At 50.2% G+C, this 17,654-nt stretch carries 9 protein-coding genes, 2 tRNA genes and 1 pseudogene; all 12 read right to left on the bottom strand.

What is annotated here, in order from left to right:
• Positions 1-45 precede the first annotated feature (45 nt).
• The 12 genes and pseudogenes from JTE88_RS00060 to dnaA all read right to left on the bottom strand — a co-directional run bounded on the left by JTE88_RS00060 (position 46) and on the right by dnaA (position 17,654).
• Positions 46-4,650, bottom strand: a complete 4,605-nt coding sequence (locus tag JTE88_RS00060; RefSeq protein ID WP_204424506.1) for a glycoside hydrolase family 2 TIM barrel-domain containing protein — start codon at positions 4,648-4,650, stop codon at positions 46-48.
• A 537-nt stretch (positions 4,651-5,187) separates the two neighbouring features.
• Positions 5,188-6,431: pseudogene (locus JTE88_RS00050) on the bottom strand (ISL3 family transposase).
• Between the two features lie 237 nt (positions 6,432-6,668).
• Positions 6,669-6,741 (bottom strand) — tRNA-Ala (locus JTE88_RS00045).
• A 23-nt stretch (positions 6,742-6,764) separates the two neighbouring features.
• Positions 6,765-6,884, bottom strand: coding sequence for a DLW-39 family protein (locus JTE88_RS09005; RefSeq protein ID WP_239519520.1), 120 nt, complete (start codon positions 6,882-6,884; stop codon positions 6,765-6,767).
• Between the two features lie 23 nt (positions 6,885-6,907).
• A tRNA-Ile gene (locus JTE88_RS00040) sits at positions 6,908-6,981 on the bottom strand.
• Positions 6,982-7,111: 130 nt separating this feature from the next.
• Positions 7,112-7,549, bottom strand: a complete 438-nt coding sequence (locus JTE88_RS00035) for a DUF3566 domain-containing protein (protein WP_204424503.1) — start codon at positions 7,547-7,549, stop codon at positions 7,112-7,114.
• Between the two features lie 40 nt (positions 7,550-7,589).
• Positions 7,590-10,187 (bottom strand): DNA gyrase subunit A, encoded by a 2,598-nt coding sequence (gyrA, locus tag JTE88_RS00030; protein ID WP_204424501.1) that lies wholly within the window; start codon positions 10,185-10,187, stop codon positions 7,590-7,592.
• A 22-nt stretch (positions 10,188-10,209) separates the two neighbouring features.
• A complete protein-coding gene (gyrB, locus tag JTE88_RS00025) occupies positions 10,210-12,243 on the bottom strand; it encodes a DNA topoisomerase (ATP-hydrolyzing) subunit B (protein ID WP_204425665.1) in 2,034 nt (677 codons plus the stop codon).
• Between the two features lie 443 nt (positions 12,244-12,686).
• Positions 12,687-13,328: a DciA family protein gene (locus JTE88_RS00020; protein ID WP_204424500.1), complete on the bottom strand. Its 642-nt coding sequence runs from the start codon at positions 13,326-13,328 to the stop codon at positions 12,687-12,689.
• Complete coding sequence (gene recF / locus JTE88_RS00015; RefSeq protein WP_204424498.1) at positions 13,325-14,632, bottom strand: DNA replication/repair protein RecF; 1,308 nt, start codon at positions 14,630-14,632, stop codon at positions 13,325-13,327. The genes JTE88_RS00020 and recF overlap by 4 nt, the downstream gene beginning before the upstream one ends.
• A 4-nt stretch (positions 14,633-14,636) precedes the next feature.
• On the bottom strand, positions 14,637-15,755 hold the full coding sequence (gene dnaN, locus JTE88_RS00010) for a DNA polymerase III subunit beta (protein ID WP_204424496.1): 1,119 nt from the start codon (positions 15,753-15,755) through the stop codon (positions 14,637-14,639).
• Between the two features lie 345 nt (positions 15,756-16,100).
• A complete protein-coding gene (gene dnaA / locus JTE88_RS00005) occupies positions 16,101-17,654 on the bottom strand; it encodes a chromosomal replication initiator protein DnaA (protein WP_204424495.1) in 1,554 nt (517 codons plus the stop codon).

Raw genomic sequence — 17,654 nt, 5'->3', positions numbered from 1 at the left:
ATAGAACATCCACTTGGCTAAATAAATGAATGTCAGCTACGAGGGTCAGTCACGTCGAACCCACAGAATGATGGCTCCCGCGGCAATAAATGCGACTACGAGTATTCCGATTCCCTCAAGTGAAATCCCAGTCTTTGACAGCTGCTTGGCGACATCGTGTGCACCCGTCGGATGAGTTCCCGAACCAGAATCTGAAGACCCACTGGTGTGATGGTCGCCAGTATTTTGGCCAACAGTATTCTGACCATTACCAGCGCCGTTCTGATCACCAGGATCAGAATTCTCAGCAACCTTCACCTTCATTACAGAGACAGGTTGAACACCAGCCACGTTAGCTACGGCAACAAGATAATGCGTACCTAGCTCAACGTTTCGAGCGATAGTGACTTCATATCCTGAAACATTCCCCGCGCTATCTGCCACCGTATCCGCTAACCGTACAGGTGAAGAGTACATGTATACACGGGCTGTGGTATCAGCAGCCAAACCAGTAAACGCTACGTTCACAGTTTCACCACGATGAGCAGTGTACTCACCAGTCAACGTCACGGTTCCAGCACCTAGAGCCTTTTCGATAGCGTCCGAATCAGCATAGACCGGATCCTCAGAAATCTCAGGGGTATCCGGCGTTCCAGGAACATCCGGGGTTCCCGGAACATCTGGCTGATCCGGGGCAGGAACATCTGGTGTACCTGGGGTATCCGGGCTATTCGGCTTATCTGGAGTATTCGGAGCGCTTGGGAAGGAGATCTCGAACGTGTTCATCTTCTTGTGGTCCTCAGATTCGACGAGAATCCGGGATACCTTGTTGTACATCGGCAAAATTGTTACTGCCGCATTCTCGAGCGCAGTTGCAGTGAGCTCGTCTGGCCCAGGAGCCGGTGACTCGAACTTACCCGCCGCGAGCGCTTCAGCAGAAAGCTGCTCCCCGTTAAGGGTCACAGACTCGAGCTGTGCACTGGTGTTGGTGTTGTACGTCTGGGTAACACCCCTGAGAAGAATCTCCGAAACACCGGTAACTGGCTTAATATCAGAACGGCCCGTGTGACCGCCTTCCTTATTATGGACAACAACCTTGAGATAGGTCGTCGTCACTGGTTCAAGGGAATAGGTGTAAGGAATGACGTTGCCTTCCTGTTGTCCGATGGTCTCGGTAACCGTGATCGGCTGCCAGTCTTGACCGTCGGTGTCGCGCATAAAGAACTCGGTGGTGTTTGCCGCCGGGAAGTTTGCCGACCATGCGTCTTCAAAGAACCAGACTTCGAACTCGGAGAACTCTTGCGGGGTATCATAGCCGAATACGAGATCGGTCGATGTTTCGCCAGTATCTTGCGTGTTTTGGTAGTTAGTCCACACGTTCGGGTTAGGTCCGCCGCCACCAAAGTTTGGCACTGCAGTCTTGCCATCACGTACTGCTTCCAACGTGTCGGATTGCTTGGCTGGATCGGTGATCGACTGGGTGAGCGACTTTGCTGCCGAGGCAAGATTTTCACCCACAGCAACGGTTGCCTTTTGCATACGGATCGTAGCGGTCACCGGGTATTCTTTACCGAAAATTTCGGTTGTACCCGAAACTGTAACTACTCCTTCGTGCGACCAATCCTTCGTCGAAAGATCTTCCCAGGTTATTGGGAACGACGTCGATAGCACGGTTCCATCTGGCATAACAGCCGGCCGCTGACCTGGCATGGTTGGCGGGGTGTTGAGCGGGCTGGTGGTGGAATAGTTGAGTACTCCACCAACACCGTCAATCACGACGATGTTCATCGCGATCGTATCGCCGTCAGTGGTTGTTCCGGTGGCGACGAAGCTGCCAGCCGTGGCGTACTTGTCTTGCGAAATCTCGTTCCAAGTCACCTTGCTCGAGCTGACGGTTGCATCCTTGGCGTGAGCTTCGACAGCCTCGGGGAGCACTGGGGCGTTTCCGGTCTTGACGTAGATAGTACGTGGGTATACATAGTGATCAATTGACGACGCCGATGTTCCATCATCTGCACTTCCGGTTGTTGTGACGGTGACAGTTTGTGGTTCCATTCCCGGCGCGGATGCGGTGACGGTGAAGGATCCAGCTGCTGTGGTCGACTGTGCGATTGCCAAGACTTTTCCGGAGAATGCCTGACGCTTGTGAGAGTAGTATGGCGTGTGGTCAGCGTGCTCGCCGTTGTCGGTTCCCAGCAGGGTTCCGTTTCCTTCGATAGTGAACGTAACGTCGTTCTTCGCGTCAGGCACTGGGTTTCCATTGTCATCAACGACGGTGACGTCGATGTAGGCGAGGTCGTCACCATCGGCGGTGATCGACGTGCGATCAACTTGGACGTCGAGTGCTGCGGCTGTACCGGCGGTGGTTACGCGGTTGCGTCCCTTGGTGTCAGCGATAACTGAGCCGTCGGCGTCTTTAGCAACTGCTTCCAAGGTTCCGTCAGCGTAGGGGACTTGCCACGTCATGTAAAGGTTTTGGTGTGCGACTGACTTCGCGTCGGCTCCCTCAACAATGTTGTAGCTGTAGCCAGCTGGGGTGGTCTTCGTCGTGAAGGTCTTTTCCCCGAGGCTCTTGCGAACGCCGTCGTTGCCGGTGAAGAATAATTCGACGCTGTGTGCATCAGAATAGACGTCAACCTTGACATTGCCGGAGGCATCCTTCGCAACAACGTTGGAGTTCCACGCTGGCAAAATGTGCAAGGTGTGGACATCGTCGTTCCACTGGCTTTGGTAGAGGTAGTAGGAGTCCTTCGGGAATCCTGCCGTGTCAACGATGCCAAAGTAGGAATTCTTTGGTGATGGCCAAGGGCCTACCGCACCCGGCGATCCGCCCCACCAGAAGGTTGGTTCACCAATGTAGTCGAATCCAGTCCAGACGAATTCACCGGCAACGAAGTCACGAGTGATGACGTCATACCATGCTTGTGAGGCGTATGCTCCCCAGCTAACCTTGGAGTTGTCGTAGGAAGTGAGGAGCTTATCAGCTGTCTTTCCAGTATCAACAGTGCGGTTGTAAACGCCACGGCTATTGACCGACGACGCTGTTTCCGAACCATATATGAGCCACTGCGGATGCTTGTTGTGTAGCTCGTTGTACTTGTTGCCATCCACATAGTTCAAACCAACGGTTCCACCAACTTGAGCGATACCGTCCATCAACGAGGCAGCTTCTGGAGCGAAACCTTTGAGATTGTTGTCGCCACGGGTAACTGGACGAGTGGTGTCGATTGCTTTCGCCCAACGAATGAGGTTAGCCTGCTGTTTTGTATAGTTTGACATCGATGTGTACTGGCCGGTTCCTTCACCGATTTCATTTCCGAGCGACCACATGATCACCGAAGGTGCGTTGATGTCGCGACGCAAAGTAGTTTCAAGATCGAATTGTGCCCACGTCGATCCTGGTACCACGTTCTCCAATGCCGTATTTTCTGGCACAGCCTTCTCGAAGAATCGGGAATAGTCGTTGTAGTTTCCGTTCTTCTGGTGCTGGAAACCGTCGAAGATTTCCTCGACGATCAGCATACCCTTCTCATCAGCAAGATCGATCAGATCACGAGAAGCCGGGTTGTGAGTGACGCGGATAGCGTTTGTCCCCATCTCCTTCAAAATGTCAATCTGGCGAGCAATAGCTGCGCGGTAGGCGCGAGCACCGAGAGCTCCCTGATCGTGGTGCATCGACACACCCTTGAGCTTCATCTGCTTGCCATTAAGCGTGAAACCAGTGTTCGCATCGAAGTCAATGTTACGGAAGCCTGTCTTGGTTGTTACCGTGTCAAGAACTGTGCCTTGCTCGTCGGTAATCGTCGTCGTTACAAGGTAACGTTGCGGATTATCCAAGCTCCACAAGGTAATTCCGGACGCATCAAACGTTGCAGTATCATCATTGGATGAGTTAGCTACGAGCGTGACTGCATTCCCCTGGCTTTCACCAAGTGTGGTCTTGCCATCCAATGTCGTCAATTGGTGGGCTACCCGAACAGTTTTGTCAGCATCAGACTCGTTGACGAGCTTCGTCTTCACTGAAATATCAGTAGCACCATTCGTCATCGTTGCCAAATCTGGTGCGGTGACGGTAACGCCGTCGTAATTCACGTGAACCTTGTCAGTAACAACGAGGTCGACGCTTCGATAGATTCCAGAACCGGAATACCAGCGGCTCGACGGAAGCTGATGATTGACTTTCACCGCAACAACATTGTTGGCGCCAATCTTGACAAACTTTGTAATATCGACTGAAAAAGGGGTGTAACCGTATGGATGGTTAGCGACTTCCTCACCATTAACATAAATCGTGGCATCCATGTAAATGCCGTCAAAATTCAGATTAATCTGCTTGTTTGCAAACGTCTCATCCAGCGGGAGATTCTTGCGATACCAGCCGATTCCACCAAGTAAATATCCGCTTTCTGCTTCACCTTCTTGGGTGAACTCTTGTTCGATGGAATAATCATGCGGAACATTCACTGTACGCCAGGTGGCATCAGAATAGTTCGGGGATTCTGCTCCACTTTCCTCACCCAGTTTGAATTTCCATCCGTGGTTGATGCTATGCACTCGCTGTGAGGCATCGAGTGACTTAGTGTACACAGCTTCTGGTGCCGATACCATCTGGGTATCAGTATTGAGTTGAGTGTAATCTTGGGCTGCGTTGGCCGGTGGCACAGTAAGCATACTTAGAAATATAGCTACTGTACTTAGTGATGCGCTACGCCGCCAGAAATTGGCTCGCGAATTACTCATTCATTTCCTCATTTCGTCATTGAAATATGAAAAAGGCTATAGCCTACGTCACAGAGTACCTTATTTCTTTTTGTTATGACAGGGAAGATAAAAACCTTATCTGGATTATCCGGTATCTATTTTTATTGCGTATATACAGATCCTGACCCGAACAAAAATCGCGTTCGCCCCCGCCAACGTTCTGACACTCAAACCTACGCCATGCTATACAGGCTCTTCGCGTTTTAGCGGGGTGAAACGTTGTTACTCGGTGGGTTTACAGGCCTAGTATCAGGTGCTGGTGTAGTGATTTTAACGTTAGTAGCTGTGTTTTCGTTGTCGTTAATGTGGCGGTGATGAGATTTTTAGTGGCCCGGAATAACTATACAAAAGTAAGCAACATACATTGTCTTTGTTAACCCGTTGGTGTTAGTGCGTGGAACACTCGATGATAGAAAATGCCTTGTGATCTTCTCACTGGTAAACAGGTTACACGAAGATATTATGCAGCAGTCTCCAGTTAGGTTTACCGGCATACAGTAATGCACGAATGCGATAGTTGTTGAAATTCGTGAACCCAAATCCGATACGTTTAATACGTTTGATGAGATTGTTTAACGCCTCGGTGATGGAATTAGAAAGATGCGTTTGATGATACGCCAAGATTTGAAGCTGCCATCGTTGTAGCGTGCGTCCTAGCTGCTGAATTTCTGGGGGCATAGCCACATCCAGGCATGTTTGTATCAATTCTGCAAGCATGGTGGTCGCAACACCAAGATCTGTTTGCTGATAAAACTCTCGTAAGCGTTTATCCGATACGCAATCGCTACTTCAGCGTGAGGATCTCCTAACACAAGCATGCTTTCTAGACGCTGGACCATTGCTGGCAGTAGTTTTTCACTACCATATGTCAGTAAACGCCGAATCTTGTATAAAGGATCTTTTTTATGCCCACGGTGTCCCAAGGTCTGATTTTGCACGCGTCTACGTACAGTATCTAACACACGATTGGCTAACGTAATCACATGGAAATGATCAGCTATTTGAGTTGCCTGAGGTAATACCACGTTATACACAGCACGGCATGTTGGGCTCATGTCTAAAGTGGCATAGCGGATTCGTGCTTTCCAAGCGTTGGGCTGGTCTTTTAAATAGCGGGCTACGTCTATGTAGTTACAGCTTGGGATAATATCAATAATTTGATGATGCTCGACGTCACATACCGTAGTGACATAACTTGTGCGGTGTCCTTGTATGCGAACGAAACTTGTTTCATCAAGCCCGATTGCGTGAGTCTTGTTTAAACGCTTACGGTCTGCTTGTAGTAACACTTGACCATACATAGTTACTGCATCATTGACTGTGTGCCAAGAACACCCAAGATCAGCTGCGACTTCGCTAATTGTTCGTCCCATGCCTACTTGCCGGGTCGCCCATTTAGCTGCCCTGGTAGTCATCTGGCAACGTTGAGCAGCAATACGTTTATCTTGACTTGTCCATGAACCAACATCACATGCAACGTTTGGACAATACAAGCGGTGCTTACGCCATAACAAGCTCATAGACCGACCATAGACAGGTAAATCTATATACCGCACTCTTGGCCTTTCTTTAACGCGTGCAAGACTTTCACAACGCGGGCATGTTGGTCTCTTAAGGACTTGTTCAATTTCGATTTCCTGTTGAGAGCCATAACGGTAATACGCCAAGACGCGAATATCTTTCAAACTCACAAGCCGAGCAAGAATTACGGTAGGATCCTAAGCGGTGAAGATACGTTCAAGTTTTTGATTCACACTCTAAGCATGAACTACCTTCACCACTTCTGCATCCCCACACCCCGCTAAAACGCGAAGAGCCCGAAAAACAACACGATCTGGCCTATAAGCCGCTATACACGAGCGTGGGCGACATATCCTCAGTACATATGAAGGATCCCGGTAGGTTATTTCCTACCGGGATCTTATCTGTGGAGCTAAGGGGACTCGAACCCCTGACCCTCTGCTTGCAAAGCAGATGCGCTACCAGCTGCGCCATAGCCCCTTTTCGAACTTTAACGTCCGAGGTTATTCTACAGGATCTGTGACAGATTGCCACTCAGCCTGCATTTGCATCGTTTCCGATGCTTTGAGGAATAATGCATATCCCCCAACTACTGCGAGAGTGGTGAGAATGAATTTCTTCATCGCTTCTCCTTCTCGCATCAGCGTGGGCCTAGATGGACTCGAACCATCGACCTCTACATTATCAGTGTAGCGCTCTAACCGACTGAGCTATAGGCCCTTGTGCATTTCTTGGTGCCGAATTAGATTAACTCACTTTTGAGCTCAGAATCAAACTACAACGGCTCCAAGCAATGCACGTCACATTTTTATGAATTTTCATGCCGAGTAACTCCCGAAAAACCCGGAAATTACTCGTCAGTCACTGTGACGTGGAATCCACCAACCAGCATGGCAACCACGTTATAGATCAATGCCATGAGCGCACCGAACGCGGTCATCAACACTGTTTCTACAACGCCAACCACAACTGAGAACGAAATCACGCGCCCAAATTCCATAAACTGACCAAGCTCCAAGAGCGCCTCAGAATTCAACGTCTTGAGTAGGCCATCAATCTGCGACCACACATGCATCGAGTCAAGTACGAACCACAATACAGCGGTTGCAATAACAATCATGATGCCGATAGCTACCGACACGAGGAAGGACAATTTGAGCGCAGACCATGGGTCTACACGTGAAATCGTCATCTTCACCCGGCGAATACCGACATCAGGATTCTCGTGCGGAACCATATCTTGAACCATGGTTGGCTGCGCGATTTCTTCTTCGTGTGGGGCTGTCATCTCGTTCTCCAATGAATCAGTGAGGTATTCACAATTATCGTTATTCTACGTCCGCAGAAGTTTGCGCGTCATCTTTCACGTCATCTTCCGATTCAGATGAGGTTTCGACGGCAGAGCCAGAAGCCTCGACGACGGCGGAATCAGACGCTTCTTCCTCGTCTTCTGCTGGCTTTTCCAAGTTGAGAGCGATAGAAATGATCTTGTCGCCCTTATCCGGGGTAGCAAACTTGACGCCCTGCGTATTACGGCCAGTCAGTGACACTTCATCAACAGCTGAACGCACAACCTTGCCAGATTCCATAATGACCATAACCTCGTCACCTGGATGGGTGATCAGTGCGCCCACAAGATCACCGCGAGCTTCAACCACGTTGGCAACCTTAATACCTAAACCGGCACGTCCCTGAACACGATACTGTTCAATATCGGTTCGCTTCGCGTAACCACCTTCAGTAACGACAAAGACTTCTGCACCTTCGTCGACAACATCCATAGCTAACAACCGATCATCACCACGGAACTTCATACCGGTCACGCCAGAGGTCGCTCGGCCCATTGGACGCAACGAATCGTCAGTGGCAGTAAAACGCAAGGACTGTCCGCCACGCGATACGAGGAGGACGTCGTCACCCTCGTTCAACAAACGGGCAGCCACCAAACGATCAGTGGTGCCATCTTCGCGTTCGCGCAGCTTAACTGCGATCAAACCGCCGGTACGTGCCGAATCATAATCACTCAGACGCGTCTTCTTCACTAAGCCGTCTTCAGTGGCGAGCACGAGATAGTCGGCTTGGTCATAGCTGCGGATCGAGACCATCGAAGCAATGGATTCGCCCGGCTGGAATGCCAACATGTTAGCGATATGCTGACCCTTCGCGTCACGTGCGCCCTCGGGAAGCTCGTAGCCCTTGATGCGGTAGACCCGGCCCATATTCGTAAAGAATAACTGCCAGTCGTGGGTTGAGGTAATTCCGAAATGCTCAACAATATCGTCTTCACGTAGCGAGGTTCCCTTAATTCCCTTGCCGCCACGATGCTGGGCACGGTATTCACTCACCTTGGTACGCTTGACGAAACCAGATCGAGTAATCGTTACAACGACGTCGTCTTCCGGAATCAAATCTTCGTCGGACATTTCGCCGTCGAACGGCAAAATGGTGGTACGACGTTCATCGCCAAACTTCGCAACTACGTCACCAAGTTCGTCTGCTACGATGGTCCGCTGACGTTCCGGCTTAGCCAAAATGTCTTGGTAGTCGTCACGCATCGCCATTTTCTCGTCACGCTCGTCGAGAATCTTTTGACGTTCGAGAGCGGCTAGGCGGCGCAACTGCATAGCGAGAATATGATCTGCCTGGATCTCGTTAATATCGAGTAATTCCATCAAGCCAACGCGGGCCTCGTCCACTGTTGGTGAGCGGCGGATTAACGCGATCACTTCGTCGAGCGCGTCGAGAGCCTTAACTAAGCCCTCCAAAATCATCAACCGTTCGAGTACCTTCCGCAAGCGGAATTCAGTACGGCGACGGATCACTTCAATCTGGTGATCAACCCAGTGGCGTACGAAACCATCAAGTGAAAGAGTACGTGGCACACCGTCAACCAACGCCAGCATGTTTGCCGGGAAGTTGTTTTGCATCTGAGTGTGCTTGTAGAGGTTGTTCAACACAACCTTGGCAACGGCGTCTTTCTTGAGTACGATGACGATGCGCTGCCCGGCGCGCCCGGATGTTTCGTCGCGAATATCGGCGATACCTGGTAGGCGACCGTCTTTAATGCCTTCAACCATCTTATCCAACAAGCGATCAGGATTGACCTGGTATGGCAAGTCGGTAATAACCAAGCATTGCCGGCCGTTGATTTCATCAACTTCGACAACTGCACGCTGGGTGATCGAACCATTACCAGTACGGTACATGGACTCGATGCCCTTCGAACCCAAAATAGTTGCACCAGTTGGGAAATCTGGTCCCTTGATGCGTTCAATGAGAGCATCAAGGAGTTCTTCACGGGTGGCTTCTGGGTGTTGGAGGAACCATTGCACGCCTTCGGCTACTTCGCGCAGATTATGTGGCGGGATACGGGTTGCCATACCAACCGCAATACCTTCCGAACCGTTGACAAGCAGGTTTGGAAAACGTGCGGTAAGCACGGTCGGTTCTTGTACCGAACCATCGAAGTTCGGCACGAAATCAACAGTATCTTCATTAATATCTCGAACCATTTCGACGGCGAGCTGCGCCATACGTGCCTCAGTGTAACGCGGTGCAGCAGCGCCAAGATCGCCGGCAGTTCCAAAATTTCCTTGGCCGGCTACGAGTGGGTAACGCAGGTTCCAAGGCTGGACCATGCGAACCATGGTGTCGTAGATGGCGGCGTCTCCGTGTGGGTGGAAATTACCCATCACGTCACCGACGATTTTCACTGACTTCGAGAAGGAGGAATCTGGACGGTAGCCACCATCCCACATAGCGTAGATGACTCGACGGTGAACTGGTTTCATGCCGTCGCGAACATCTGGCAATGCGCGGCCAACAATAACCGACATCGCATAGTCAAGGTAGGAGGTTTCCATCTCGCGTTGGAGATCGACGTCCTTAATGAGGCCGTGGTTGTATTCTGCTATTTCTTCGCTCATAGTTACCTAAAACCAGCCGTTCTTAAATATCGAGGAATCGGACGTCGTGCGCGTTGCGTTGGATGAAGGAGCGGCGCGATGCGACGTCTTCACCCATAAGGATGGAGAAGGATTCGTCAGTTGCAGCAGCTTCACCGATACTGACGCGCTTGAGTGTGCGCGTATCTGGATTCATTGTGGTGTCCCACAGTTCTGAATCGTTCATCTCACCAAGACCCTTGTATCGCTGAATACCTTGACCTTCAGCCTTCGGTAGTCGCTTCCCGGCCGCGAGGCCTTCTTCGAGTTTGATGTCACGTTCTTTATCAGAGAAGACGTATTCGTGGTCTGCGTTCGTCCACTTGATACGGTACAGCGGTGGCATTGCCAAGTAAATGTATCCGCGCTCGATGAGTGGCCGCATGTAGCGGTAAACCATGGTGAGTAGCAAGGTTGCGATGTGCTGTCCATCGACGTCAGCATCGGCCATGAAAACGATCTTGTGGTAACGCAATTTTTCGATATCGAATTCTTCTCCAACACCGGTACCGAATGCGGTAATCAGGCTTTGGATGGAATCGGAAGATAGTGCACGATCGAGACGTGCCTTTTCCACGTTGAGGATCTTTCCACGGATCGGCATGATTGCCTGGTGGTTTGGGTCGCGGCCGTTAACGGCAGAACCGCCTGCGGAATCACCCTCGACGATGAAAATTTCACATTCGGCTGGATTATTCGAAGTGCAGTCTTTGAGTTTTCCGGGCATCGCAGCCGATTCGAGGACGGACTTACGACGGGTGGCTTCACGAGCTTTACGAGCCGCAAGACGAGCGGTTTGTGCTTGCATTGCCTTGCGGATAATTTCTTTACCGTCGGCTGGATGCATATCGAGCCAGTCGGTGAGTTGCGCATAGGTAGTTTGCTGAACGAAGGTACGTGCTTCGGTATTACCGAGCTTCGTCTTCGTCTGGCCTTCGAACTGTGGTTCACCGAGCTTGACGGAGATGACGGCAGTAAGCCCTTCACGGATATCGTCACCGGTGAGGTTTGCGTCTTTTTCTTTCAGCAGACCTTTATCGCGGGCGTACTTATTGATGATCGACGTCAACGCGGTACGGAAGCCCTCTTCGTGGGTTCCACCTTCAGTGGTGTTAATCGTGTTAGCGAAGGTGTGAAGCGACTCGGAGTATCCGTTGGTCCATTGCATAGCGACTTCAACAGAAATAACCCGCTCGGTATCTTCGGCTTCGAAGTAGATTGGTTCAGAATGAACCGGTTCTGCCTTCTTGGTTTTAATCAGGTGGGTAACGTAGTCGTGTAGGCCGTTATCGTATCGATACGTGACCTGAGTGTGCTTGGTTTCGACGTCGTTCTCATCGCCGGTAACTTCATCGCCTTCAACAACGGCGGTTTCCCGTTCGTCAATCAACGTGATCTTCAGGCTCTTGTTCAGGAATGCCATCTGATGGAATCGCTGACGTAACGTATCGAAATCGAATTCAACGGTTTCGAAGATGTCTGCGTTTGGCCAGAAAGTTTGGGTGGTGCCGGTGCGATCGGTTACTTCGCCTTTTTCAAGCGGGGCCACCGGGACGCCGTTTTCATACGAGATTCGCCAAACATAGCCATCACGGCGAACTTCAGTATCCATGCGTGACGATAGTGCGTTCACGACGGAAATACCAACTCCATGCAAACCACCTGAAACGGCGTAGGAGCCGTTGCCGAATTTACCACCAGCATGCAGAACGGTCATAACAACCTGGACCGCTGCGACGCCTTCGGTTGGGTGAATATCGACTGGGATTCCACGGCCGTCGTCTTCAACTTTGACGCCACCGTTGTCGAGAAGAGTGACAGTAATTTCGGAAGCATATCCAGCAAGTGCTTCGTCAACGGAGTTGTCTACGACTTCGTAGACAAGATGGTGAAGTCCTCGTTCTCCGGTTGAACCAATGTACATACCTGGACGCTTGCGAACAGCTTCGAGACCTTCTAGGACCGTAATATTCGATGCATTGTACTCAGTACCTTTAGCTACTGTTCCGGCACGTTGTGTGGTCTCATCGTTGGTCATATTTTCATCTGACACGCGTGGACTTCCCCTCGTTCTGCTTCACGCATTGATATGAGTACACATAAATGTGTTATAGCTCATATAACATGCTTAAAATCGGCTCTGCTTGATTTTTCCCTAAAACTGTAGGGACCTACCTCAAGATATCCTTTATCATTATACCGCGTTTTTACGTTAAATAGGAGGCGTAGAGGAACTTGACTGACGGTGCATATTTTACTTGATTGTGTTGTAGGAGCGCTATCGCTATTGTCCTCCAACGGCATTGTCTCAAATCGGCGGCATAACGCACGGCAGCGCTATATACACGTCAGCATGCGCTATTTCGCTATTTTGGAACGCGCACAGGAAGCAGTTGCTGGAAATTGGTCACTTTAGGGGAAAATGGACACGTTGCGGGAAAACCGAGGTGGGCCAACATGTCAGCTAACTAAAAGTTTGAGCTAACTATATGTATCTCGCGGACCTCGCCCAGGAACCGAGAATCGGCCATGTTTCCAGGAAGGAACATATGGTCCTTGAAGAACGATTTCTTTAACGACTCCTTCACCTAATTCTTTGGCCAATCGTCGATCAAGGTGATTCAGTAAAGAACGCATCTGAGTTTCCCAGGCAACTGTTCGCGCTTGCAATGTCAAAATTCCGTCCGGACTAAATTCCACAACGTGGCAATTAGCAGCCACCGATTCACCGACAATTTCGGGCCATCTAGCGGCAACCGAGGCAACATCAACCTGGGATTTCCAGCCGCGCTCCTCAATAGCTTTTTTTACCAATTCAAAAAGAGGTTTCGGATCACGTGACGATGGACGTGCCCCTGAACCAACGTCTTGTCCAGGGCTAGGAACGAACGGTGCCTGGCCGATTGGTTCCGGTTTCGTTGCTGCCAACGTAGCTCGTGAGGTTTGGCGACGCTGAACAAATCCTTGATCTGCCGCCATTTTTCGAGCACGGGCAAGCATTTGTAGTGGAAGAACATCACCGTGTTTCCGAGCAGAAACTTCGCGCGCCTGCGCTACTCGGCTACGGGCAGAGGAAGTCTTGGAATGCTGCAGATTATCCTGGGTTCGGGAGTTGTCACTCATCGTGCACCCCGCAGGTCATCGTGCATCCCGGAGGTCACCGGCGATGGAACTGGCTCATCAATCGTTTCATCGACCGCCTCGTCGAGCGGCGTTACTTGACCTTCATGGACTGAAAATTTCTGCCCGTCGAGTTCGACCGGCAGATCATCACCGACTGCAGCTGTCACAAAAACTTGTTTTCCTTGACGCACTATATCGGCAAGTCGTTGACGACGACGAGCGTCGAGTTCGGCAAAAACGTCGTCGAGAATCAGGATTGGTTCGCCGTCGTCGGCCCAATTTCCGGAAACGTCATCTCGTAGAACGCGCCAGGAAGCGAGCCGTAGAGCAAGTGCATATGACCATGATTCTCCGTGCGATGCAAAGCCTTTTGCAGGCAAAGTTCCAAGCGATATCGCGAGGTCGTCGCGGTGTGGGCCAACGAGGTTCACTCCACGTTCGATTTCTTGCTCGCGCCATTGGCCAAGAGCTTCTCGTAGCCGTTCCTCGGTGAGTGCGACGTCTTGTAGCTGAGTTTCGTGCGCAGTGATGTCGGCTAAGAGTTGCCCGGTGTCATCGGTTTCGAGTTGCGTTGCAGACGGTAGTTCCCAGCCTGTGCGTTCATCAATATTGGCGATATAGTCGATTCGAGCAACACCTTTTCCGCCGGAGACTTCTCGATAATATTGTTCAACGTATGGCCGCAACTCAGTTACTATGCGAGCTCGTTCAGCGATGATGTGTGCGCCTAACCGTGCTAATTGACCGTCGAAAATATCGATCGTGGCATGGTCGATAATTCCTCCACGACGCTGGGTTTTCCACATTGTTTTCAACAGTGCGGCTCGTTGTTTTGTAACTTTTGCGTAGTCGGCTTTTATTTGTGCCATCCGCGGCCGCAACTGAATCATAACGTCGTCGAGAAAACGACGGCGAACTGACGGATCTCCTTTTATCAGTTCGAGATCTTCGGGGGCGAAGACGACGGTGCGCACAATTCCGAGTAAATCTGCTGGTTTTGCGTTTCCACGGTTGATCCGAGCACGATTTGCTCGACCAGCAAGAATCTCAATTTCTACAGTTGTCGGAGATTCTCCGTGCATGACTTTTGCGCGCACGACCGCTGCGTTAGCTCCTTGGCGAACAAGGCTCGCATCGGCATTGACCCGATGTGAAGAAAATGTTGCCAGGTACCCGATTGCTTCAACGAGATTGGTTTTCCCTTGCCCGTTTTCTCCCACAAACGTGGTAATTCCTGGCTGACAGGAAACAACAACTTCGCGATATGAACGAAAATCGTTCAATGCGAGGTCAGAGATGTACACGGTGTCAGTTGCTGCCGAACGTACGTACTGGCATCAACAAGAGACGGAAATCGTCAATAGATTCGCCGTCTTTTTCGGCAGTCATGACTGCTGGTTTTGTTGGATGCGTGACAGAGAGACGGATTTTCTCCCCGGCCATAACTGAAAAACCTTCTTGAAGGAAGATCGGGTTGAATGCCATCTTCAAATCTTCTCCAACAACTTCAGCTGCGAGGGCCTCAGATGCTTGTGCTTGGTCGCCTTGCCCTGCTTCGATTGTTACTTCGCCTTCGGTGAAGGACAAACGCACTGCAGCATTCTTTTCCACAACAAGGCGCGAACGCTTGATGGCGTCGAGCATATCGGCGCGATCCATCACCATATATCCGGCGCTTTCTGACGGGAAGAGTGAAAGAACTTGTGGATATTCGCCGTCGATCAGTTGAACTGTGTTCTGCTTGCCACCGGCAGCAAATCCGATAAGTGAATCGGAGAGTGAAATATCGATTGGACCGGCAGATCCGAGTGCTTTAGCAATATCAAGGAGGCGCGAAGCGCGAACCAGAATACGTTGTGAGATGGTGGTATCAGCTGGCTTCCATGTCAGTTCACGTACCGCCAAACGGTAACGATCGGTAGCCATAAGTGCTAAAGAATCGCCATTAATCTCGATACATACCGAAACGAGAAGTGGCAACGTGTCATCGTTGGACGCCGCAATAGTTACTTGACTGATAGCTTCTAGCCATTGAGCACCATCAACTGTTCCAACCACTGGCGGCATTTCGCCACCTTCAGTGAAATCTTCGCTTGCCATAGTTTTCATCGAAAAGTGCGAAGATCCGCATTCGATATCGAGCTTGGTGCCTTCGAGAGTCAGTTCGATAGGTTTACGTGGCAAAGCACGGCAGATATCGGCAAGAAGACGACCATTGATCAATACATCGCCGGCGGTGAGAACATCTGCTTCGATATCAACATGGGACGAAATATCTGAATCACGTGAACTTAATGAAACGATACCGTTTTGGGATGCTTGGATTTTTAAACCGGCAAGTACTGGAATCGCTGGACGATTCGGGATGGTACGAGCAACCCATGTAACGGCTTCTGTGAAGACGTCATGTTCAACGATTAATTTCACCGCAACCTACTTTCTTCAAAATTACTACTTATAACTGTACGCGATAGTGAGCATTGGTCGGAATTGAAATGACATTTTGCTTGGAAAACGTTACTTACTCGCAGTCGGTGGCTATCGGTTGTTTCCAGTATTTATATATGTAGTAGTAGTAATAGGCTCTGTGGAAACTGTGGAAATCACATTTTTTCGGTGATCTATCAACATTTTAGGTAGTGGATTATGTGTGGTTATTAGTGTGAGTAAAACACGCCATTATGTGAATGAGACAAAACAAAGTAGTTTTTATCCACAGATTCACAGGTTTTATCCACAGTTATCCACAAAATAAATCACAAGAAGATGTCATTACTCATTCGACAGTTGCGCATGGTCGCGCGCAGCGTTCTTAATAATCGTTGTTAGCTCAGATACTTGGTTGAAAATCGTTTGCTTTTCAGCCATCAGCGCCTCCACTTTACGAACTGCGTTCATCACGGTGGTGTGGTCTCGACGATTGAACTCCTCAGCGATCTTAGGAAGCGAGAGATCTGTGAGTTCTCGACATAGATACATTGCTACGTGGCGTGGCTGAGTCAGGGTTCGGGTTCTTGTTGGCGACTTTAAATCAGCTAGCGGAACATTGAAATAATTCGACACTTGAGCCACGATCATTCCGGCAGTGACCTGAATAGACGAGGGATCAGAAATCATATCTTTGAGCTGAGATTCAGCTAGCTGTAGGGAAATCTCTTGTTTGGTCAGGTCAGCAAAAGCCCGGATTCGACGCAGTGCGCCTTCCATTTCACGAACGTTACTGGTGATTCGTGAGGCAATGAATTCCACGACGTCGCGTGGAACTACTAGTCCTTCTGCCATTGCTTTTCGGTTCAAAATCGCAATACGTGTTTCGAGGTTTGGCAAGTCGATAGCTGCCGTGATTCCAGATTTGAAGCGCGAAATCATGCGATCTTCGAAGTCGACGAGCAAGTTTGGTGCCACGTCGGAGGTGATCACGATTTGCTTACTGGAATTAATGAGTGCGTTGAAGGTGTGGAAAAATTCTTCCAGAGTTCGGGATCGGTCGCGGCCAGATAAGAATTGAATATCGTCAATCAGCAGGACGTCAACCGTACGGAATTGGTCTTTGAAGTTGTGCATTTGGCCGTTCGCTAGCGCATTAATAAAGGCGTTGGTGAATTCTTCGGCAGAAACATAGAGAACTTTTTTGTTCGGAAACATTTGTTGTACGGAGTTTCCGATGGCATGCAGAAGGTGGGTTTTCCCCATTCCGGAGTCAGAGTAGAGAAACAACGGATTATAAGTTGAGCCGGGCAGTTCGGAGACTGCAAGTGCTGTCGCATGAGCAAAGCGATTCGATTCTCCGGTGACGAACGTTTCGAAGGTATAGCGCGGATTGAGGCGCGCAGAGCTACGGGTGTCGTGTCCACGTTGAATATTTTGTGGAGTATTTACTGCCTCGGGTACAGCGTGCGAATGACTTGGCGCTGGAAATATTTCAGAAGGCTCTGCCATTGGTGAATTATCAACGTTTTCTTCGGCATGCACAGGTGATGGAAGCGTTGCGACAGAACGCAGTGAAGATTCCTGGCTCGGAGCATGGTTCGACGACGATGCAGGGGTCACTTTTTCTTCGGATAGTGCACGATCGACGGAGATGTCTAGCGTCATTTCTCGGCCGATGATGGCGGATAGTTGTTCCGTTAACACTTGGGCAACATTGGTGTTAATGAGGTTCCGGGTGAATTCAGTTGCTACCCCTATAAGGAAGCGATCGTCGACGATTGCCAGTGGTTTTGCGAGGCGAACGAACGCAGTTTGCGAATCAGAGAGGCGTCCTTCGCCACGCGCTAATTCAATTGCTGCCGTCCATGCGTCTTGCGCGAATGATCCGTCCGGCAT

It is taken from the genome of Arcanobacterium phocisimile (assembly GCF_016904675.1).
GTDB lineage: Bacteria > Actinomycetota > Actinomycetes > Actinomycetales > Actinomycetaceae > Arcanobacterium > Arcanobacterium phocisimile.
The sequence above is the reverse complement of the archived record's forward strand: the minus strand, read 5'-3'. Positions and strand labels throughout refer to the sequence as shown.